This is a genomic window from Pseudomonadota bacterium, from assembly GCA_034189865.1.
Lineage (GTDB): Bacteria > Pseudomonadota > Gammaproteobacteria > UBA5335 > UBA5335 > JAXHTV01.
In genome coordinates this window covers 1-22494 of the sequence record JAXHTV010000008.1, presented here as the reverse complement: position 1 = coordinate 22494, position 22494 = coordinate 1, and the positions used below count along the sequence as shown (strand labels likewise).

Here is a 22494-nt window from a genome sequence, read left to right as displayed (position 1 = left end):
GATGGACCGGGAAATACAACACCGAAAAGGGAGTGATTGATGTCCAGAATGGATCTCTTGCGTATGGAAGAAACGCGGCGCGCCGCTGGCGCCGCCGTCAAGCAAATTGGTGTCGGCAACATCGCCAAAAGCCTCACCAAAGCACTTGTTCGCAGCCGCTTTAAGCGCGACGACTTGGCCCGAGCTTTCATGCTGGCGTTTTGGGATACGTTAGGTGACCGCGAAGCCGTGGTCGCCGGCGAAACCCGTTTGAGTTTCAGACAATTCAAAGATCGTGTGCTGCGTTTGGCCAACGCGCTCTACGAATTAGGCCTTCGCCAGGACGACGCTTGCGCCGAATTACTCTACAACGGCGCGACTTGGTTCGAACTGAACCAGGCTTGCAGCCTTTCCGGTTACGCCATGCCCATGCTGAACTGGCATTTACGCCCCAAAGAGTTGGAGCATTGCATCAATCGGGCGCAACCGAAGGCCTTGGTTTTCGATTCCGAATTTTTAGAAACCGTTCAGTCTGTTCGCGATCAACTCACCTCGGTAAAGCATTTTATTATCGTCGGTGCAACCGAGACACCGGATGGAATGATCGCCTATCAAGACTTGGTGGCCCGCAGCGAACCCAAGCTGCCGCCCGGTAAATTCGGCATGGCCGCCAAAACGTACAGCGGCGGGACCACCGGCACGCCGAAATACATCAACATCGATCAAACCGCGATGATGGGCGAGGAAGACTCCGGCCGGCGTGGCGCTTCACGAGAAGAGGTTGCGCGCATGGGCATCATGCAAGCCAGCGCCCTGGGCTGGTACGGACTCGGCGACCTACACGACCCCGTCACCCGCAATGCCCGATCGCTCATCCCCGGCCCGCTTTATCACGCCGGCGTCCAAATCGGTGTATTGCCTTTCATATTCGGCGGCACTGTAGTCCCTATGCGCAAATTCTCGCCGGAAGGTTTCCTTCAAGGCATTCAGGAAGAACGCATCAACTGGACCTTCGTGGCCCCGACCATGCTGGAACGGGTTTTGGGCCTGCCCGACGAGGTCAAAAACAAGTACAACCTCTCGTCCATGCACACCATCGTGTGTGCAGCCGCGCCCTGCCCGCCGAAGGTCAAGAAGGAGATCAATGCTTTATTCCGCCGCCAAGGGGCGAAGAAAGACGTCTTCCACGAATACTACGGCGCCTCGGAAACCGGCCTGATCACGATTCTGGTTCCTGATGACTATCAAGAGAAAGCCGACCGGTACAACAGCGTGGGCAAAGTACGTGCCGCGCAATGCCGCATCTACGACCCGGAAACGCAAACCTGGGCACCGCCGGGTAAGGAAGGAAAGGTATTAGTACGCTCGGCCCTCACCTTCGGACTCAAGTATGTCGGAGATCAGCAGAAAACCGACGAATGCTACCTGGAAATCGACGGACTCACCTGGTACGACGACGGCCTGATCGGCTATCTGGACGATGACGGCTTTCTCTACCTGACCTCTCGGGTCAAGGAGATGATCATCTCCGGTGGAGTCAACCTCTTTCCCAACGAGATCGAACATGCCATCAAACACCACCCCAAAGTACTGGATGTGGCGGTAGTGCGCGCCCCGGACAATGACCTTGGTGAAGTTCCCGCAGCGGTGATACAACTCAAGGAAGGCGAAACGGCCACGGCCGAAGAGATCCTGGAACACTGTAAAAAGGAAGGTTTGTACGGTTTCAAACTCCCCAAAATTGTCGAGTTCGGAGAGCTGCCGCGAAATTTGGCCGGCAAGCTGCCCAAGAAACAACTCGAAGCACGTTTTTGGGAAGGCGTCGAAACGCACGGCTGAGCCGCCGGCTTTGGTCAAACAACAGCACGACCACGTTGTAAAATACGCCTCAATAAACAAAACGGGCCCGCATTGGCGGGCCCGTTTTCATTAAACACATCGGCGACCAAAATCCGTTCCCGTCAATCGTAAGAACAAAACTCCGACGGCGGATCCGGCAGGCGCGTGGACCCACCCTGGACGACGAAGTCATAGATTTCCCGCTGAACCGGCCCCACTCGATTCGTTGAAACCGCGGCCGCAAAGAGTATGTTGGTGTGATTCGCACGGGAGAAAAAGACCATTCGCGCCCGCCCGCCCGAAGACTCAATTTTGCGCCACAAACGCTTGCTGTTACCGGCACCGACAACATTGTCAGCTGAGCCATGCAACAACAAAAACGGCGGGTTATTTCCATCGGTCCAATGGATAGGCTGAGATTCCCGATGCTGTTCCTCCGGGCCGAAGGTATCCGCCAACTCCGGTGTTTGGAACGGCAGAAAGTCGTAAGGCCCTGCCAAACCGATGAATCCGGCGAGATCGGATCTCTTTCGGCTGTGATGCCCCAGATAGCGGGCATCCAAGGCCAGCATGGACCCGATATGCGCCCCGGCGGAGTGCCCCATTAAATAAACACGCCTGGGATCGCCACCGAATCGGTGGATATGGGACATGACCCACGCAACGGCCGCCGCACCGTCCTGAACGAACGCGGGGAAACGCACTTCGGGGTAGAGCCGGTAATCGGGCACCACGACGACTATTCCCGCCGCCGCCAAGCTACGTGCCAACGGATCGTACAGTCGCCTGTCCCCACTCTTCCACCGACCGCCGTAGAAAAAGACCACGACCGGCCAATGCCCCCCCTCGCGGCGGGGCACGTAGACGTCCAGGTGTTGCCTGGACAACGAACCATACTCGCCTTGGGCCACAATCCGCCCAGCCGGCCACGGGGAAACATTCGCCAGACGTCGCCACCACGCCGGACGACTCATGGCTGAGCCCTTTGGGGAGGAACGCTCAGGCACTCAATGCCCGAAAACCTTGGCTCAATCCATCAATGGTGAGCGGATACATCTCGCCCTCCATGAGTTCACGGATGATCTTGATGGAAGGTGTGCTCTCCCACCGCGACTCCGGTTCCGGGTTAAGCCAGATCAGACGATCGAAATGTCGGCGGATTCGCTGCATCCAAACCGCACCGGCTTCGGCGTTGTGATGTTCGATGCTCCCCCCTTCATAGACGACTTCATAAGGACTCATGGTGGCATCGCCAACGAAGATGACTTTGTAATCCCGGCCGAAGGTGTGGAGCACATCCGGCAGAAAAAGCCGGTTGGCCCGACGTCGAAAGTTGTCTTTCCAGATCCACTCGTAAATGAAGTTGTGGAAGTAGAAATACTCTAAGTGCTTGAGTTCCCCGCGGGCCGCCGAAAACAATTCTTCGGCCAGCCTGACGTGGTCGTCCATGGAACCGCCAACATCCATAAACAAAAGCACTTTGACCTTGTTATGGCGCTCAGGAACCATCTTGATGTCGAGGTAGCCGGCATTATGGGCCGTAGAGCGAATGGTATCGTCCAAATCCAACTCAAGCTCTGTGCCTTCGCGGACGAAACGACGCAACCGCTTTAAGGCCACTTTAATATTTCGCGTGCCCAGCTCTACCGAATCGTCGTAATTGCGAAACTCCCGTCGATCCCACACCTTCACGGCACTACGCTGGCGCCCGCCGCCCTGACCGATCCGAATCCCTTCGGGATTGAATCCGTGAGCGCCGAATGGCGAGCGGCCCGCCGTGCCGATGTTTTTGTTGCCCCCTTCGTGCCGTTCTTGTTGGTTCTCCAGGCGTTCTCGGAGGGCCTCCATGAGCTTTTCCCAGCCGCCCATGGACTCCACCATAGCCATTTCTTCAGGGGTCAGGTTGAGCTCTTTGCGGCGAGCCAGCCACTCGGGCGGAATATGGCCTTTGGAAACAGCTTCGGTGAGCAGGCTGGTGGCGTCGTCTACGCCTTTGAAATAAGAACCGAAAGCGCGATCAAACTTATCGTAGTCTTTCTCATCCTTGACCAGGCACGTTCGCGCCAAGAAATAGAAATCATCCACACTGGTGGACACCACACGCTTTTCCAACGCCTCGAGCAGGCTCAAATACTCGGTGACCGATACAGGCAATTCGGCTGCCCGAAGGGAATAGAAAAAATCGATTAACATCAGTAAAGCCCTCCGCGCGGCCCACGCCGCACATCAGGACGACTCATGGCAGATGATCGCATCAGATCTGCTGACGTCGTGCCATAAATGCTAGCCGCTCAAAGAGTTGCACGTCCTGCTCGTTCTTCAGCAAGGCTCCGTACAGCGGGGGAACGACCTGACTCGGGTCGTTGCTGCGCAATGTCTCCGCCGGGATGTCTTCCGCCAATAAGAGTTTCAACCAATCCAGAAGCTCCGATGTCGACGGTTTTTTCTTGAGCCCCGGCACGTCCCGCAAATCGAAAAAGACCTCTAGCGCTTCGCTCAAAAGGTTTTTCTTCAGGCCAGGGAAATGGACATCTACGATCCCCGCCATCGTGGCCTTTTCGGGGAACCGAATGTAGTGGAAGAAACACCGCCTCAGGAACGCGTCGGGAAGTTCTTTCTCGTTGTTGCTGGTGATAATGATAATGGGGCGATGGTTGGAACGAACCAAGGATTGCGTCTCGTAGACGAAGAATTCCATTCGATCCAGTTCCCGCAGCAAGTCATTGGGAAACTCGATATCCGCCTTGTCGATCTCATCGATGAGTAAAACCGGACGCTCTTCGGACTCAAAAGCCTCCCACACCGGCCCTCGCTTGATGTAGTTGGCGATATCCGCAACGCGCGGATCGCCCAACTGAGAATCACGAAGACGCGATACCGCATCATATTCGTACAAACCCTGCTGGGCCTTGCTGGTGGACTTGATGTGCCACTGGTAGAGCGGCCGATTCAGAGCCCGTGCGACCTCCTCGGCCAACATGGTCTTGCCGGTACCCGGTTCACCTTTGATCAACAACGGCCGCTCCAGTGTAATCGCAGCGTTGACCGCCATCATCAGATCGTCGGTTGCGACGTATGATTCCGTCCCTTCGAAACGCATAAGCTTGTCCACCTTCAATGATTCACATCACGGGGCTGTGTCGCCCGCCCGCGAGAGATCACGCAGAACGATGGCGCATACAACCGCTTCGCCAAGTTTTTGACGAAAGATCCATCATTCTAACGATTTTTTGCCGAGTGTGGACCTGCCAGCCGGAGCGACTAAGACGCCCGCGATTCGAGCATGGCAACGGCGGGCAGTTTTTTCCCTTCCAAAAACTCTAAGAACGCACCGCCACCTGTTGAGATGTAGGAAATGCGATCGGCAAGCTGGAACTGTCCAATCGCCGCCAACGTATCGCCACCACCGGCAATGGAAAAGGCCGGGCTATCGGCAATGGCTTCGGCCACTGCCCGGGTTCCGGCGCTAAATTGCGGGAACTCGAAGACGCCGACAGGTCCGTTCCAGACGATCGTTCCGGCATCGGCCAGCAGCGCGCCGTAGCGGCTTGCCGTCTCGGGCCCGATGTCCAGAATCATGTCCTCTGGGCCCACATCGGCCACCGAGACCAGGCGCGCCTGCGCCTGCTCGGAGAGCTCCGAACTCACCACCACGTCCGTCGGCAAAGGGATCTCACCGCCTTTGGCGGCGGCTGCGGACATCAATCGCTCGGCTTGCGGCAGCAAATGCGGCTCGTACAAAGAACGCCCGACCGGATGTCCCGCAGCCGCCAGAAAAGTATTGGCGATGCCCCCGCCCGGAATCAGGCGGTCGACGATGCCCGTTAACGCATCGAGCACTGTGAGCTTGGTGGACACTTTCGACCCGCCGACGATGGCGACCACGGGGCGGGCAGGCTCGGCGAGGGCCCGGTTCAAGGCGTCCAACTCGTTCACCAACAAAGGACCGGCGCAAGCGGTCGGGGCAAAGCGGCCAACCCCGTGGGTGGAAGCCTGAGCACGATGGGCGGTGCCGAAGGCATCCATCACGTAGACGTCACACAGCGCGGCCATTTTTCGCGCCAAGGCCTCGTCATCGCGCTTCTCGCCGACGTTAAATCGAACATTTTCCAGCAGAACCACTTCTCCCGGCGCCACGCTCACGCCATCAAGCCAGTCTTTTCTAAGTGGAACCGCACAGCCGAGGGCTTCCGACAGCGCAGCGGCTACCGGTGCCAGTGAAAACGTATCGTCGTAGGCGCCTTCGCTCGGCCGCCCAAGGTGCGACATCACCATCACGGCCGCACCGGCGTCGCGCGCCGCTTGTATGGTCGGCAAGCTGGCCCGAATGCGTGCATCGTTGGTCACGCGACCATCTCTGATCGGCACATTCAGATCTTCCCGGATCAACACCCGCCGACCGGTCAATTCCAACTCTGTCATCTTGAGGATATTCATGATGCCTCCCCGGACGGGGATTCACATAACCCGTCCCGACGAATCCCTATCGGTCCAACGAGCCGGGAGGGGGTATCACCAACCCCCTCCCGCCGGCCCTTCGGATTTAACCGGCGTTGGCCAACGCCAGGGCCGTATCCAGCATACGATTGGAGAAGCCCCATTCGTTGTCGTACCAGGAACAAACCTTGACCAAACGGCCGTCGATGACTTTGGTCAAACCAAGATCGGCGGTCGAAGACGCCGGATCATGATTGAAGTCGATGGAAACGAGGGGTTCCTCATTCACCGCCAGGATTCCCTTGAGTTCGCCCGCGGCGGCCTCGCGGAGAATCTGGTTCACTTCTTCGACCGTCGTATCACGCCCCGCCGTGAAGGTCAGATCGACCATGGACACGTTGATGGTCGGCACGCGGACCGCGAAACCGTCCAGCTTGCCGTTCAGCTCCGGTAGGACAAGTCCCACCGCAGCAGCGGCCCCGGTTTTGGTGGGGATCATGGATTGGGTGGCAGACCGGGCACGCCGGAGGTCTGAGTGATAGACATCCGTCAAAACCTGATCGTTGGTATACGCGTGAATGGTGTTCATCAACCCCTGCACGAGGCCGATTTTTTCGTGTAACGGCTTGACCAAAGGCGCCAAACAGTTGGTGGTACACGATGCATTGGACACTACGATATCGGAGGCCTTGAGCGTTTTGTGGTTCACCCCATAAACGATGGTAGCATCCACATCCTTACCCGCGGGGGCGGAAATCAAGACCTTCTTCGCCCCACCTTTCACATGCGCCATGGCTTTTTCTTTAGAGGCGAAAAAGCCCGTGCATTCCATGACCACGTCCACACCCAGATCACCCCAGGGCAGTTGAGCCGGATCTCGCTGCGCAAACACCTGGATCCGATCACCGTTCACCACCAGACTGTCACCGTCCACTTGGACATCTCCGGGAAACCGACCATGCGCCGAGTCGTAACGCGTCAGGTGAGCGTTGGTTTTCGCGTCGCCCAGATCGTTGACGGCGACGATCTGAATCTCATTGCCCCGGCCCGACTCATACAGGGCCCGCAGTACATTGCGACCGATCCGGCCATACCCGTTTATCGCGACTTTGATCGTCATGTCCTTCACTCTCCTGCTTAATTCGAACCCAACGAGCCCGATTTCCTATCGCACTGAACCCCGTGCCGGCCGACTAGCGTATCGACTCGACAGTGGCCACCACATTGTCCACAGTAAATCCGAAATATTCCATCAAGCGCCCGGCGGGCGCGGACTCACCGAAGCGATCGATGCCGATCACCTTCCCGGAAGGCCCCACATACCGATACCAATGATCCGTGACACCGGCTTCAATAGCCACACGGCAAGTAACCGTGGACGGCAACACGGACTCCCGATAATTGGAATCCTGCCTATCGAACTGACGGCTGCTTGGCATCGACACCACGCGCACCCGGACACCTTTCTGAGACAGTTCTTGCGCTGCGTACATAGCCAGCGCCACTTCCGAACCCGTCGCAATCAGAATGACGTCGGGCTCACCACCCTGGTCAAACAACACATAGGCGCCTTTCCGAATGAGTGCAATTTGTTCCGTGGTGCGCTCTTGGTGCTGACAATTTTGCCGGGAAAAGACAAGACAGGTCGGCCCGTCACGGCGTTCGATCGCCGACTGCCAGGCCACCACGGACTCGACTGCGTCGCACGGCCGCCATACATCCATATTCGGGATAATACGCAGGCTGGCCATGTGTTCAATCGGCTGGTGGGTCGGTCCGTCCTCGCCTAAGCCGATTGAATCGTGAGTGTAAACAAAAATCGAACCCTGGTTCATCAGAGCGGCCATGCGGATCGCGTTGCGAGCGTAGTCCGAGAAGACCAGAAAAGTACCCGAGTAGGCGATAAAGCCACCATGGAGCGCCAAACCATTTTGGATGGCCGACATGCCGAATTCGCGCACGCCAAAATAAATATAGTTGGCATCCGCCCCCTCACGGCTCAGAGGAATCGAGCCCGACCATTTGGTGAGATTGGAGCCCGTCAAATCGGCTGAACCACCGGTCAATTCGGGTAACAATGGCGCGAGACCTTCCAAGGCCTGCTGAGACGCTTTCCGGGTGGCGATGGTCTCGCCCCGCTCGGCGACCTGATTGACGAAGCGCGCGACATGATCGCTCCACTGCGCCGGAAGATCGCCGGTGATGCGGCGCTCAAACTCTGCTGCCAACTCCGGGAACGCCGATCGGTAGGCATCGAACATTCGGTCCCAGGACTGTTCCAGTTCGGCCCCGCGCGAACGCGCATCCCACGCCTCGCGAATGGGGCCTGGAATCTCAAAGGGAGCATGCGGCCAACTCAATTGTTCACGCGCCGCAGCGATTTCTTCATCCCCTAGCGGCGCCCCGTGAACAGACTCGGTTCCAGCCTTGGTCGGCGCACCCCATCCGATCACGGTCTTACAACACAACAAACTCGGCCGATCTTCGACCTGCCGCGCGACATCCACCGCCGCCCGCACGGCTTCGGGATCATGACCGTCGATCCCGCGGATGACATGCCATCCGTAGCTTTCAAAACGCCGCGCGGTATCGTCGGTAAACCAACCTTCGACCTCGCCGTCGATGGAGATTCCGTTGTCGTCGTAGAAACAGATCAGCTTCCCCAAGCCCAGGGTCCCAGCCAACGAGCAGGCTTCGTGGGAGACCCCCTCCATCAAGCAACCGTCCCCAGCAAATACATAGGTGTAATGATCGACGATGGGGAAATCATCCCGATTGAACTGATCGGCCAGCACTTTTTCGGCGATCGCCATCCCCACCGCATTGGCCAGCCCCTGCCCTAACGGACCGGTGGTGGTCTCGATACCGGGCGTCACGCCATATTCGGGATGACCGGGTGTTTTCGAATGGAGTTGCCGGAAATTTTTGATGTCGTCGATGGACAGATCGTAGCCGGACAAGTGTAACAGCGCGTAGATCAACATCGAGCCGTGGCCGTTGGACATCACGAACCGATCACGATTGCTCCATTTGGGATTGGCGGGATTGTGACGTAGAAAATCGTTCCACAACACTTCGGCAATATCCGCCATCCCCATGGGAGCACCCGGATGCCCGGACTTGGCTTTTTGAACGGCATCCATGCTGAGCACACGGATGACATTGGCGAGTTCTCGACGAGAAGGCATGGCGACTCCTGCCCCAACCGGCACCGAGCACGCCCGTACTCGCCGGCTTCGGATTGTTATGCTGGCTTAAAACGGTGGACGCCCGTAGCAAAACCGATGACGACCCCGGATAATTTGAGGCGCGTATTCTCGCTTACTCAAGCCATTGCGGCAACTTAGCGTGTCGACGCCACCAGAGGGAACAATGCTTTGCATTGCAACGGGCGATGACTTACGCTCTTGCCATTGCTGCAGACCACGAGGCAAGCGCCGCTAGGCACCGCAGCTGCAGTGACGTACGATGAGCCGTCCGACTTGTGGAAACATCGATGGCGGCCTTTTGAAGTGTTTCCGATGGCCGCTCCGAGACAAGCCCCAGCCACTATCCAAACCGAAACACCAAAAATCACGACACCTGTGTGCCTGAATGGGCCGTTTACCTGAGCAAAAAAGGGAACAAGGAACCCGACACGATGGCTGAAACCCGTTTGTTTACCTCCGAATCCGTATCCGGAGGTCACCCCGACAAAATCGCCGACCAGATCTCCGATGCGATCCTCGATGCGATCCTGGCGGAAGACCCCAATGCTCGAGTCGCGTGTGAAACCATGGTCAAAACTGGCATGGTTCTCCTTGGGGGCGAAATAACGACTTCCGCACACATCGAGTACGAAGCGATTGTGCGAAATACCATTCGACGTATCGGTTACAACAAAGCCGAATACGGCTTTGATTGGGAAACCTGCGCGGTACTCAATGCACTGGGTAAACAATCGCCCGATATTGCCATGGGGGTCGATCGCGAAAGCCTCGACAATCAGGGCGCAGGGGACCAGGGCCTGATGTTCGGCTTCGCCAGCAACGAAACCGAAGAGCTAATGCCCGCACCGATCGCACTATCGCATCGATTGGTCAAGCGCCAAGCCCATTGTTTTCATACCGAATCGCTCCCCTGGTTGCGTCCGGACGCCAAGAGCCAGGTTACGCTACGCTACGAAGGCGCAACCCCGATCGCCATCGACACCGTGGTATTGTCGACCCAGCATGATCCCGACATCAGTCAGGCCGACCTTAGAGAAGCGGTTATGGAGGAGATCATCAAACCGGTACTGCCCCGTGACTGGCTTAAGGAAGACACGCGCTATTTCATCAATCCCACCGGCCGATTCGTCATCGGCGGCCCCGTGGGTGACTGTGGACTTACAGGCCGCAAGATTATCGTCGACACCTATGGCGGTATGGCGCGCCATGGCGGCGGAGCATTTTCCGGCAAAGATCCGTCCAAGGTGGATCGGTCCGCCGCCTACGCCGCCCGCTACGTAGCAAAAAACATTGTCGCCGCCGGGCTGGCGGATCGCTGCGAAATACAGGTATCGTACGCCATCGGCGTTGCCGAACCCACTTCCATCAGTGTGGACACATTCGGTACCGGAAAAATCCCGGAGAGCAGTCTGGTCGGCATGGTACGCGAGCATTTCGATTTGCGGCCACGCGGGTTGATTCGCATGTTGGACCTCATCCGTCCGATCTATTACCCCACCGCCGCTTACGGCCATTTCGGCCGTGATGAGCCGGACTTTTCCTGGGAACGCACCGACAAAGCCGACGCTCTTCGAGCGGGCGCCGGCTTGTAACCCGTTCGCGACAGGAGACAATTGAACCATGAGCACAACGCAACCGATCCAAAATCTGGACCCCGATTACAAAGTCGCCGATATCTCACTGGCCGAATGGGGGCGCCGAGAAATTGCCATAGCCGAAACGGAAATGCCGGGACTGATGGCACTCCGCCGCGAATACGCAGCACAGCAACCGCTTAAAGGTGCACGTATCGCCGGCTGCCTGCACATGACCATTCAGACCGCCGTACTGATGGAAACCCTGATCGCACTTGGCGCCGAGATTCGTTGGTCTTCGTGCAACATCTTCTCGACTCAGGATCACGCGGCAGCAGCCATGGCGGCGGCTGATATCCCCGTGTTCGCTTGGAAAGGTGAGACCGAAGAGGAATTTTGGTGGTGTATCGACCAGACCATATTCGGCCCCGATGGCTGGCGGCCCAATCTGGTGTTGGACGACGGCGGCGATCTCACGCTCGTATTGCATCAAAGATATCCCGAACTCATGGACGAGATTCAGGGCATCTCCGAGGAAACGACCACCGGCGTTCATCGCCTGTACGAAATGATGCGTGAAGGCAGCCTCAAAGCCCCAGCCATCAACGTGAACGATTCGGTCACCAAATCCAAATTCGACAATCTGTACGGCTGTCGTGAATCACTGGTGGATGGCATCAAACGCGCAACGGACGTCATGATCGCCGGAAAAATCGCGATTGTCTGCGGATACGGCGACGTAGGCAAGGGTTGCGCCCAGTCTCTGGCCGGTCTGGGTGCCACCGTGTGGATTACGGAAATCGACCCGATTTGTGCCTTGCAGGCCGCAATGGAAGGTTACCGGGTCGTGACCATGGACGAGGCCGCGCCGCTGGGCGATATTTTCGTGACAGCAACCGGCAACGTGGACGTGATCACCCACGAACACATGCAAGCCATGCGCGACCAAGCCATCATCTGCAATATCGGTCATTTCGATTCGGAGATCGATATCGCCTCGCTGCGTCAATACACATGGGAGAACATCAAACCTCAGGTGGACCATGTGATCTTCCCGGACGACAAACGGATTATCGTTCTAGCGGAGGGACGGCTGGTGAATCTGGGATGCGCCACCGGTCACCCCAGCTTTGTGATGTCCAATTCATTCACCAATCAGGTGTTGGCGCAGATTGAGCTTTGGAATCACGCGGAGCGATACCAGAACGAAGTTTACGTGCTACCCAAGCATTTGGATGAGAAGGTCGCACAGCTCCATCTGGATCGGCTGGGGGCACACCTCACCAAGTTGACGGAAAAGCAATCCAAGTATCTGGGGCTGGATCCCGTCGGTCCATTCAAGCCCGACCATTACCGTTACTGAGAACAAGCGGAGCGGTGGGATGAACCGCCGCTCCCATTTTCGCCCTTAATCGACATGAACCAGACCGAACATAACGCTCGAACCTTCAGTTTCGAGTTCTTTCCGCCCAAGAGCGAGCTAGGCCTGGAGAAACTGCTGGACACCGCAAGGCAGCTCTCAGACTTAGGACCTGAATTTTTCTCCGTGACGTTCGGTGCCGGCGGATCCACCCGAGACCGAACGTTTGAAACGGCGATTCAGGTCGGAAAGACCACAAACGTTCCGGTCGCGCCGCACATCTCGTGCATTTCGGCTTCCGCGAGTGGCATTCGCGAAATGCTCGATCGGTACCGCAACCACGGGATTAATCGGCTGGTGGCGCTGAGAGGCGATATGCCATCGGGCACGGTCGATCCAGGTGAATTTCATTACGCCAGTGAATTGATCGCTTTCATTCGACAGGAAACCGGTAGCGACTTCCACTTGGAGGTGGCGTGTTACCCGGAATATCACCCCCAAGCGCCTTCCCCCCTGGCCGACTTGGATAATTTTCAGCGCAAGGTGGAAGCGGGGGCCGATTCGGCCATCACACAATACTTCTACAATGGCGACGCTTACCTTCGCTTCGTCGACGAATGTCAGCGACGCGGCATCGATCTTCCCATCGTGCCCGGCATCATGCCAATCATGAACTTCACCCAGTTGGCTCGTTTCTCCGACGCATGCGGCGCGGAAATTCCGCGGTGGATCCGTAAACGACTGGAGAGTTATGGCGACGACCTGGACGCCATTCGAAGTTTCGGCAGCGAAGTGGTTACCCGCTTGTGCGAACGACTGCTGGAAGAGGGCGCACCCGGCCTCCATTTCTATACGTTGAACCAAGCCGGCCCCACGCTGGAGATCTGGCAAAACCTGCGCCTGAGCTGAGCCGCCTGCAACGAACCGACACGCTCTCAAGCCACTATTAAAGACAACGAAATAGACTGCAGCGCCAGCCCACCAAGCCAACCGTCAGACCGGCTAACCCAACCATCGTCCTGTCGTTGATTGGCATGCTTCAATGCAGGCAAAACGGCCGACGAAATACCTCATATCAAGAACATGACAAAACAGCCGCTATCACCTTAAATAAGAAATAAAAAAGCCGAACACATCAGAAGGGCAGGAACACTATGGGAAGTACAGAGATTCTCATCACGGTATGTGCAGCGCTCGCAGGGATGGCGGTGGGAACCATAATCTCGCGCCGTCGCCACGCGCAACCGACAGAATCCAAGCCGGACCAAGAAAAACCCCAGAATCCTTCCGACTCCGTTTTTGAGACATCACTCGAAATTCGAAAACAAGCGTCATACGCCATCGCGGCAGGCAATGCGTCTAAGGCGATGCGTTCCCTGGAACGCCATGTCACTGACTCCAGCTCCGGTGTCGCCGCAGACGACTGGATCATGTTAATGGACATTTACCACAGCACCGGAAATCGCGCCCGCTTCGATGAGATGGCGCCGACCTTTGGCCAAGCACTGGGTGTGCGACCTCCAGAATTCAACGACTGGAAGCGCCAACAACCCCAGGCAAACAACCTGAAGAAAGATTTCCCCGCCTTTCTCGAACAAGTACGCGGCACCAAATCGACCGAAGAAAGTCGAAAAATGATCGAAGGGTTCATACAAGAATCCACTCGCCCCGGGCGACCCCGATTCAGCGTCAAACATGCCGAAGAACTCATGCGTCTTCGAGCCCAGCTAGTCCGATCGGAGAGTAGCGGCGCATATAACAAACTGGATGTAAAGACGGCAACAACCGGTACCGGCTCCCAGAAGACAAAAGTCACGGAAACGGGGCGTTGGAGAGCCGAATCTGGCAAATCCGAAAGCCGCGCCCAACCTACCAAACAACCGACGCTCACGGTAGGAACGCCCAAGACGGAAGCCGAATCACTGTCCAGTTTAGCGGTGATCAACCCCGAACTACTCTCAGCAATTGAAGAAAACTATCCGCGCCTGATCGAGAAAATTACCGAAAGTTGGCCCAATCGACGTACGGAGCGTTTTCTTGATTCACTGATTATCGACGAGCGAGGTGGTCGCGAAGGCTTTCCTGCGGACGTGATGGCAGAAATGCTTTTTCTCAAAGACATCCTACAAGGTCATAATCCCTCTCACCGGGATGTGTGGGATCATGTGAACCGCTAGAGTTCCCGGCACTCGGCTCCGCCGCGGGCGCGCCCCAAGATATGTCCAGGTTACACCTCATTCATGCCTTCACCTGCCCACACCATCATTCAAATCAGTGACTGCCACCTCCGTAAGCGTCCTGACGATGGACCGTGGAACTGCACCCCTGATCGATCCCTACAAGAGGTCTTCGCCGCCGTAAACCTCGCCCAACCTGACCTCATCATACTCACCGGGGATCTCTCCGACGACGGCAGCACGGAAGCTTACACGCGCTTAAAACGGCTGGTCGACGCAACTGGGATCGAAGCGCATTACCTGCTCGGTAACCACGATCATGCCGAGCGGGCGCAGAACGTCTTAGGAGTCCAATGTCATAGCACCCCTACTCTGTTGCGCCTGGGCGACTGGCGACTGATCGCGCTGAACACGACCGTTGGCGGCCACGATCACGGCATAATCGACCCGGATGACATGGCTTGCATCCGCCAGATGCTGTCAGCCCCACTCGACCACCCCGTAGCGATCTTTCTCCACCATCCGCCGGTCTTGACAGGTTGCGCTTGGCTGGACGAAATCGGGCTGGCAAATAAGGATGATTTCATCCGCTCAATTCGTGGACGACCCGAACTCCGAGCAGTGTTTTTTGGGCACATACATCAAACGTTCGAGAGCCCAGATAGTTCGCCGGCGATGTTTGGCTGCCCTTCGACTGCCGCTCAATTCTTGCCCCGCAGCGATTGTTTCGCTCTGGCAGACAGCCAGCCGGGATGGCGCCAGATCAAGTTGCACTCCGACGGACGGTTTAGCACCCAAGTGATGCGGCTAGAAAAACGCTGACGGGGACCTCTCATTTTTTTGCGGAAACGACTAAAAAACCTTGGCAGCGCGCAAGTTTTTGATATGCTAGCCTTTCGGTTGTAGACTGGCGGATAGATCTCAGCCAACGTCTGTCTGCGATCCGTAAATTAAAGTAAAGCAAAGCAAACTCGGTCAGCGCTTACGACGGCCGAGACGTCTACCCCACGAGGGGCGTGAAGGAGGTCCGGTGGACATTCGGGCTAGGCGCTTGTCAAACAACACCTGGTGATTCCACTCGTATAGTGTCGGCGCATTACGATCAAGTGGCTAGAGGCCTGGTACGTGTCCCACCAGGCATTGCGCGGCTCGGATCACTACTGCCACCCCGATACCCACCTGACCACCCGTTCCGCACGGAAGGAGAACGCTCTATGAGCAACCCAGAACCTTTATCGATCTCGGCAATACCGCACCCTGAAGATTCGGCCGCCAATCCGTTGCTACCGATACTCCGTAAACAGCAAGCCGCTTTTCTCGACCGCGGCATATCCGATTATCGTACCCGGATACAGGCCTTGGATACCTTGAACAAAGCGATCGGCGAGTACGCCGACGAGTTGGTTAAGGCGGTCATGGCGGACTTTGGCCATCGCTCCCCACACGAAACGGTGATGACCGAGGTATTGGCTAATATGGGCGAGATTCGTCTCACCAAAGGCCATATCAAGAAATGGATGAAACCCAAGAAAGTCCCTGCCAGCATCCAATCACTACCCGCCACCGGTAAAGTGGTCTATCAACCGAAGGGTGTCGTTGGGATTATGGGCGCCTGGAACTATCCGGCGTTTCTTATTTTCTCACCCCTAATCGGCGTCCTCGCCGCCGGTAACCACGCAATGATCAAACCACCGGATGTGACTCCGCGCACCTCCGAAGTGATCCAGGAGTTGATCGCCAAGTACTTTGAGGAAGAGTTCGTCACCGTGGTAACGGGCGATGTTCAGGCCGCCATACAGTTTTCTGAACTGCCTTTCGACCATCTGATATACACCGGAAACACGGAAGTGGGACGGAAAATCATGATGGCCGCCGCTAAGAACCTGACCCCTGTCACCCTCGAAATGGGCGGAAAATCACCGACCATCGTGGGCGAAGATTATCCGATTCGTACCGCTGCCCAGCGGATGCTGCTCGGTAAGTCGGTAAATTCCGGACAGACCTGTATCGCGCCCGACTATGTGATGGTTCCGAAGGCCAAAGAACAAGAGTTCGTCCAGGCCTATTCCGAGTTGATGACCAAGCGGTACCCGACCGTAGCGGACAACCAAGATATCACCTGGATTGTCAACGATCGCCATTATCGTCGGATCAGGGGATTAATTGACGATGCCAAGGCCAAAGGCGCGAATGTCATAGAAATTAATCCGCGCAACGAAGCGATCCCCGATGGCAAACGCGTCATTCCTCACACGCTGATTACCAATGTCACCGAAGACATGGCGGTGATGCAGGAAGAGATTTTTGGCCCCGTACTGCCGGTGATGACCTATGACACACTGGAAGATGCCGTGCAGTACGTGAAAAATCATCCGCGTCCGCTCGCTCTATATTACTTCGACAACAACAAGCGCCGTGCTGACTACGTGATCAACCAAACCATTTCTGGCGGTGCCACGGTAAACGACACCATGCTTCATATCGCTCACCCCAACCTGCCCTTCGGCGGTGTCGGTCCGAGCGGAATTGGCGCTTATCACGGCTTTGACGGGTTCGTCGAGTTTTCGCACAAAAAGGGCGTCCTGTATCAACGCAGTTGGTTCTCTCCTGCTGCTTTCGTCGGCCGCCCCTACCCCGAAGTCGCATTAAAGCTGATGAAACGAGCAATCAAACTGCTTGGGTAATATAGATTCCGCATACCGCTGCGGACGATCTAAAACCGCCTGCCTAGGAATCTTGGCAGGCGGTTTTTTTCTTTGCACAACCTCAGGGGTATGCCAAAATATCTCATCAGGCAAGGGTAAGCTTGTACTCGAAATGCAATTTCGGTTTAAGAAATTGTTCATCTGACCGATGTTATTATCGGAGCAATCGCTAGACTGCTTGACCGATCCAGTCAAACGGGGTTCTGCCTTGGGGAAGGCTTAATCTTGTTGGGTGGAAATCTCCATGGGAACATCCGCGGTTAATCAGCCCCTCAATCGTAAACGCTTCGAATTGGGGCGCTGAGAAACGCAGGCTAGTGGACCGCCAAAAATAAATCGAAGACCCGCAAAGACGGGCCCGACGGCGTTAGTAGAACTGATCCGCGATGCGGCAAAATCGGCCTCTGTTTCTGGGGCCGGACTCAGGGAAGAAACTTAAGCTGCCAATACTGTAGCAGCCGCAAGGACCGCAAACCGCCCGCCAAGCACACGCCAAAGCGATGTAGGGTATCCCGGACGGGATAAGACACATCGCCGAAACAAGGGACGTCGGGGAGACCTAGCCGTCGACCACGGTCGACGCCGTTTCGCGTGCATGTAGAGGTGTTTAAATGGGCAAGGCTGTTTTTTTTAACCTTCCAGGAGCCGTAGGCCACATCAACCCGTCACTAGGAATCGTCGCCGAACTCATCAGTCGAGGTGAGGAAGTTATCTACTACGCCGACGAAAAAAGTCGGCAAAAAATTGAAGCGCTCGGCGCCACGTTCCGCGGTTATCAACCCTTCTTCGAATACGACCATCCCACCGAGATCGCGTCCGATTTGGTCGCTCTGGGAAGCAAGCTGTTCGAACTGACTGAGTCCTGCGTACTGGGTTTGTTACAACAGATGCAGGAAGACAAACCGGACTACATTATCTATGACACCTGCGCCCCCTGGGGTCAGTTGCTCGCGATGAGATTGAACGTGCCGGGAGTCCGATTCGTCACCCACGTGCTGGTGACACCCACTGTCCTTAAATCCGTCAAGCATTGGTTTTCCTTCAAGCTTTTCCGAATGGTCGGGAAATCGACACGATTATCCTCTGTTATTTCAATCATTCCGGAGATTATCGGTGCCCGACGACGAATAGCGGACATCGTCACCGGGCTGGGCATGGAATATCCCGGAATATTCCCGCTTCTCAAGCAACTGCTGGACGATAAAGAGCAATTGACCATCGCGGTGACCTCGCCACTCTATCAACCCGAGGCAGAGAAGTTAGGCGATAACGTCAAATTCGTTGGTGCTTCTGTACCCGAGAAGCGGGACAACGACTCGCTTGATATCCATAGACAGCCGGGACAACCGCTCATCTATGTATCGCTGGGAAGCGTGCACAACATGTGCACTGACTTTTACGTCAACTGTATTCGTGCGTTTGGTGACCGACCGTACCAAGTCATCATGTCCATCGGCGACCGGACCGATATCAAACAACTCGGACCTATCCCGGAGAACTTCACCGTCAAGGCTCGCGTGCCCCAATTGGATGTTCTCCAGACAGCTGACGCATTTGTCAGCCATGGCGGCATGAATAGTATCAATGAGAGCCTATACTATAATGTTCCGCTGGTCATGGTTCCGCAGCAGGTGGAACAGGCGTTCAGCGCCCTGAGGATTTCTCGTCTAGGCGCGGGGGTGATGTTAATGCCAAACATGGCCACGCCAGAGCGGCTCCGCCAAAGCGTCGACGAGATCCTAAGCAAACCGGATTATCGGGAAAGTTCGAAGGAACTGGGGGCTTCTCTCAAGATCGGCGGCTATCAGCGTGCGGCGGATGAAATTTTATATCATATGTATGGCGGGAACAGCACAACGTCGGCAACCAAAGTGGCATAATTTGCCGAGTCCCCAACCATCGCTTTACGGAGAAAGTATGAAATTCCCATTCGACCCCGGATTTCCCGGGCGACACGAGGACGATGCATATCTCGATCGATTGGATGACATCGAGATCCGTCCGGTTTTTATTATGGGTCTCCACCGTTCTGGGACGACTTTCCTGTACGATTCCGTCTCCAAATGCTTTCCCGTCGCTAATCTGACGCTCTATCATATCTTCTACTATGATCGGCTGCTCAAAAATGCCATCGAGGGGGGCGAGGAATCCGATCGGGCAACGCTGAATCGACTGTTCCGAGCACTCGGTATCACCGACCGCAAGCTGGACTCCGTCTACGTTGAAGACACGACCGTGGAGGAGTACGGATGGATGCTTCGCAACCGGAGCTACCAGATTTCCGTCAGCGAGAATAACAAAGATTATTTTACTCAAATTTGCAAGAAACTTGCCTTTCTCCACCCCGAAGCACAAGCCATTTTGCTCAAGAACCCTTGGGACACGGGGAAAGCAAAGCAAATTCTGGAGTGGTTTCCCAACGCACGTTTCATCTACATCACTCGGGACCCCATTTTCATCCTGAATAGCCAAATCAATGCCGCATTGGCTCTCATGACGGGGCCACAACCTTTTCAGACCATGCTCATCGATGACTTCAAGGTACCGGGCGACCGCATCACAAAGAATGCGATTTACGCATTGTGGAAACTGGTTCGCGGCATCAAGAAAGTCACCGGCGACGGACTGTACGCTTTTATTCTGCGACAAATCTGCTCGTGGACCGTACAGAAGGAACTGGAAGGCTACTATCGAGCCATCGAAGAGCTGCCCGCAGAGAACGTATTCGCCATCGACTATCAGAACTTCAACGAGGCGCCCAAGCAACACCTCGCGGAATTGCAAGCGTTCTTGGATTTACCCTTCGTAACGCCGCCTGATGCGATCATTCCAAAGCCTCGCAAGGGACATCTCAACGACACCCTCCGATCCTACGAGGATCGTTTCATGAAGCGACTCTCAAAGAAGATCAAACACTTTGGAGCACGCGCCTCCTAGTGGCAGACGCTAACGACGTAGACAGGAACAGAAATACGGACCCGCGCTAGCTCGTCACGGGCAGTCGTCAAAAAACAGCGGAGAATAGTCGCCATGGACGATGAGCATACCCGACTCCCGGAGAACGCGTCGGTCAAAAACCCCCGGCGCGCGAGCCGTCTTCGACTGCTTCGGTTTGGCGCTTTAGTTGTCCTCTTGGCTTGTGGCGCCGCTTTGTATCAGTGGTTCGATATCGGTAGCTATTTCAGCCATGAAAATCTGAGGCAAAGCATCGAACAGGTCCGTGCTGCGGAAGAGCGCATGGGATTGTTGGGCCCGGTCGCATTTTGTCTCGGCGGCATTGTTGCCATCGTCTTGAATATTCCCACCATCGTCGTCATTACCTTTGCCGCGGTGATCTACGGCATGGCCGGCGCCGCGGCCATGGGGTTCGTGGCGCTAATCGTTGCAACGTTCGTGATCTGGTGGGTTAGCCAGTACCTCGGCCGGGAGTTCCTCAAAAGCCATTTCGGACGATATATCCCGATGGTCGAAGCTCACTTCGAAAAAAATGGCCTGAAGACCGTCACCTACGCCCGGCTAATTTTTTTTGCGCTGCCGCCCGTAAATTGGGTCCTAGCCAGCATGAACGTAGGAATCAAAGACTTTCTCGTCGGTACTGCCTTGGGGTCAACCCCCCATATTTTGGTTTGGAGTTGGCTGGGAGGGACGATTGTTCAAATGCTCTCCCGCAACGAAGAGATTTCCTGGATATCACCGGAGCTACTGGCCCCGATGTTTTTGGGGGTCGCTTTAACCATCGCCGCAAGGATACTTGACCGCATCTCCGCGCACCGGGAAAAAACACGAGCTGGTACCGACTGAACGTAAGGATGAATAGGGCACTTGGCGTCGAGTACCTTCCGCGCTGGAGTCAACGACAGCCGATTACAAGCAATGGTTGTCTGCGACCGACCGAAACCGTGAACGCCGCTGGGAAACGTCGACCGAGCAACGCAACCGACTAACCGAAACCTAGTTGAAACGATCCAATACGAGTTGCTGCTGCGCGACCTCGATAGGCGCCCCATCCAAGGACACATACCTCACTGATCCATCGCGACTGGCTGCGTAAACGCGCTCAAACGGGCGCCGATGATACTGATAAACCATAAAACCGTGCGCGGCGATAAAACGCATGGTCAGTGGACCGACCCAGCGATACTTGGGCTCTAACGGATCGATATCGAGATCGGTAAACGTCGCGATCACGGCATTCGTACCTGGCTGGCTACCGCTTACCATAACGCCTGCCGCCCTTGGGACCGGATCTCGTTCGTTGACGTAGTGAAGATAGCGCGGACCGTCGGGGTAATGGGTTGCTGCACCACCGGCAGTTTCCAGATGAACCTTGGACAACAGTTCTTTGGCTCTTTCGGCACCGAACTGATTATGAAGCTGAGCTGAAACGGCGAACAACGCGTTTGACGAGTGCACGGCGCCCTGACTGTTCGCCTTGAGGTGCACTTCCTCTCCACGCTCGAACGCCTGCCAGATTATTGTTTCGAGTGTTTCAACGACACGACTTTGGTCACCCGCCAAACTATCGGTTATCGCGTCGGGGAAGCGACCACCTGCGGTGGCATTATAAATCCCGATCACGGGCCGCTCGCTGTCCTCGGCCAAGATATGAAGCTCTGGCATGGTCCAATCGACGCGATGATTAGCCCCGTTGACGTATAGCAACGGTACCCGGTCGGTAGTTGCATTGTCGCCAATAACGGGAGGTACATCTTCTAGAGACGTTTTGCTTGGATCGTAAAGACACCCGTCAGCACCGATGTAAAAACCGTCGTATCGGAAATTCCACCCACCGGCCTGCACCGCGGCAGGGTCAGTACACAACAGGGCATGATATTTGGCCGGTCGGAACTCGGTCGAGATCACGAAGCCAACCAATGCCACAACAGACCAAAGGGCGACACGGTTCAATAGCGTTTTCATTAACATGATACCGCTCGTGTTGGTATTCAGCGCCATGGAAGGTGACGTCTGTCGTCACATTGTGACCGACTAACTGACGCTATCGGTCACCCACAACGCTTGTCATTCTTGCACCCGCGAGAGAAAAACCAATTGGAGCGATCGTAATAACGGACTAAAAGAATAAACTGCAGAAACTTTAATAATAATTAGATTCAACAGGTTAATGATCGCACTGAGTCTTTGAATCGTTGAATTTGGTTTTAATCTCTCCTCCGGCGATTCGGTCAATCGACCGTCTGCCACACTAGATTG

Annotated in this window: 18 protein-coding genes; 10 read left to right on the top strand and 8 right to left on the bottom strand. The window is 55.9% G+C overall.

Annotated elements, in window-relative coordinates; translation table 11 throughout:
- Positions 1 to 39 precede the first annotated feature (39 nt).
- On the top strand, positions 40 to 1818 hold the full coding sequence (locus tag SVU69_05640) for an AMP-binding protein (GenBank protein MDY6942481.1): 1779 nt from the start codon (positions 40 to 42) through the stop codon (positions 1816 to 1818).
- Between the two features lie 122 nt (positions 1819 to 1940).
- Here the strand turns inward: SVU69_05640 and SVU69_05635 are convergent, their stop codons facing one another.
- The 6 genes from SVU69_05635 to tkt form a co-directional block, all read right to left on the bottom strand.
- Positions 1941 to 2792 carry an alpha/beta hydrolase gene (locus SVU69_05635; protein MDY6942480.1) on the bottom strand — a complete coding sequence of 284 codons (852 nt, stop codon included), beginning with the start codon at positions 2790 to 2792 and terminating at the stop codon, positions 1941 to 1943.
- 25 nt (positions 2793 to 2817) lie between these two features.
- Complete coding sequence (locus SVU69_05630) at positions 2818 to 4011, bottom strand: VWA domain-containing protein (protein MDY6942479.1); 1194 nt, start codon at positions 4009 to 4011, stop codon at positions 2818 to 2820.
- A 61-nt stretch (positions 4012 to 4072) separates the two neighbouring features.
- The gene (locus tag SVU69_05625; GenBank protein ID MDY6942478.1) at positions 4073 to 4918 is read right to left on the bottom strand and encodes a MoxR family ATPase; all 846 of its coding nucleotides are present in this window, start codon (positions 4916 to 4918) and stop codon (positions 4073 to 4075) included.
- Between the two features lie 161 nt (positions 4919 to 5079).
- Positions 5080 to 6255: a phosphoglycerate kinase gene (locus tag SVU69_05620; protein MDY6942477.1), complete on the bottom strand. Its 1176-nt coding sequence runs from the start codon at positions 6253 to 6255 to the stop codon at positions 5080 to 5082.
- A gap of 106 nt (positions 6256 to 6361) precedes the next feature.
- Complete coding sequence (gene gap / locus SVU69_05615; GenBank protein MDY6942476.1) at positions 6362 to 7375, bottom strand: type I glyceraldehyde-3-phosphate dehydrogenase; 1014 nt, start codon at positions 7373 to 7375, stop codon at positions 6362 to 6364.
- A gap of 73 nt (positions 7376 to 7448) precedes the next feature.
- Positions 7449 to 9443: a transketolase gene (gene tkt / locus SVU69_05610; protein MDY6942475.1), complete on the bottom strand. Its 1995-nt coding sequence runs from the start codon at positions 9441 to 9443 to the stop codon at positions 7449 to 7451.
- A 452-nt stretch (positions 9444 to 9895) separates the two neighbouring features.
- Here tkt and metK point away from each other — a divergent pair, with 452 nt between their 5' ends.
- From metK to SVU69_05565, 9 genes are all read left to right on the top strand, one after another.
- A complete protein-coding gene (metK, locus tag SVU69_05605) occupies positions 9896 to 11056 on the top strand; it encodes a methionine adenosyltransferase (GenBank protein MDY6942474.1) in 1161 nt (386 codons plus the stop codon).
- 28 nt (positions 11057 to 11084) lie between these two features.
- Positions 11085 to 12401 (top strand): adenosylhomocysteinase, encoded by a 1317-nt coding sequence (gene ahcY, locus SVU69_05600; protein ID MDY6942473.1) that lies wholly within the window; start codon positions 11085 to 11087, stop codon positions 12399 to 12401.
- 54 nt (positions 12402 to 12455) lie between these two features.
- Positions 12456 to 13307, top strand: a complete 852-nt coding sequence (metF, locus tag SVU69_05595; protein ID MDY6942472.1) for a methylenetetrahydrofolate reductase [NAD(P)H] — start codon at positions 12456 to 12458, stop codon at positions 13305 to 13307.
- A 245-nt stretch (positions 13308 to 13552) separates the two neighbouring features.
- A complete protein-coding gene (locus SVU69_05590; protein MDY6942471.1) occupies positions 13553 to 14575 on the top strand; it encodes a hypothetical protein in 1023 nt (340 codons plus the stop codon).
- Between the two features lie 63 nt (positions 14576 to 14638).
- A complete protein-coding gene (locus SVU69_05585) occupies positions 14639 to 15397 on the top strand; it encodes a metallophosphoesterase (protein ID MDY6942470.1) in 759 nt (252 codons plus the stop codon).
- 392 nt (positions 15398 to 15789) lie between these two features.
- Positions 15790 to 17259, top strand: coding sequence for a coniferyl aldehyde dehydrogenase (locus SVU69_05580; protein ID MDY6942469.1), 1470 nt, complete (start codon positions 15790 to 15792; stop codon positions 17257 to 17259).
- A gap of 632 nt (positions 17260 to 17891) precedes the next feature.
- Entirely contained in the window at positions 17892 to 19160 is a 1269-nt protein-coding gene (locus SVU69_05575) for a macrolide family glycosyltransferase (GenBank protein MDY6942468.1), read from the top strand.
- A 37-nt stretch (positions 19161 to 19197) separates the two neighbouring features.
- Positions 19198 to 20217, top strand: coding sequence for a sulfotransferase (locus SVU69_05570; protein MDY6942467.1), 1020 nt, complete (start codon positions 19198 to 19200; stop codon positions 20215 to 20217).
- A 93-nt stretch (positions 20218 to 20310) separates the two neighbouring features.
- Positions 20311 to 21081, top strand: coding sequence for a VTT domain-containing protein (locus tag SVU69_05565; protein MDY6942466.1), 771 nt, complete (start codon positions 20311 to 20313; stop codon positions 21079 to 21081).
- A gap of 150 nt (positions 21082 to 21231) precedes the next feature.
- Here SVU69_05565 and SVU69_05560 read toward each other — a convergent pair whose 3' ends face one another.
- Positions 21232 to 22206: a hypothetical protein gene (locus tag SVU69_05560; GenBank protein ID MDY6942465.1), complete on the bottom strand. Its 975-nt coding sequence runs from the start codon at positions 22204 to 22206 to the stop codon at positions 21232 to 21234.
- Positions 22207 to 22302: 96 nt separating this feature from the next.
- Positions 22303 to 22494, bottom strand: a 192-nt coding sequence (locus SVU69_05555; protein MDY6942464.1) for a hypothetical protein, incomplete at its 5' end; no start/stop codon positions are given.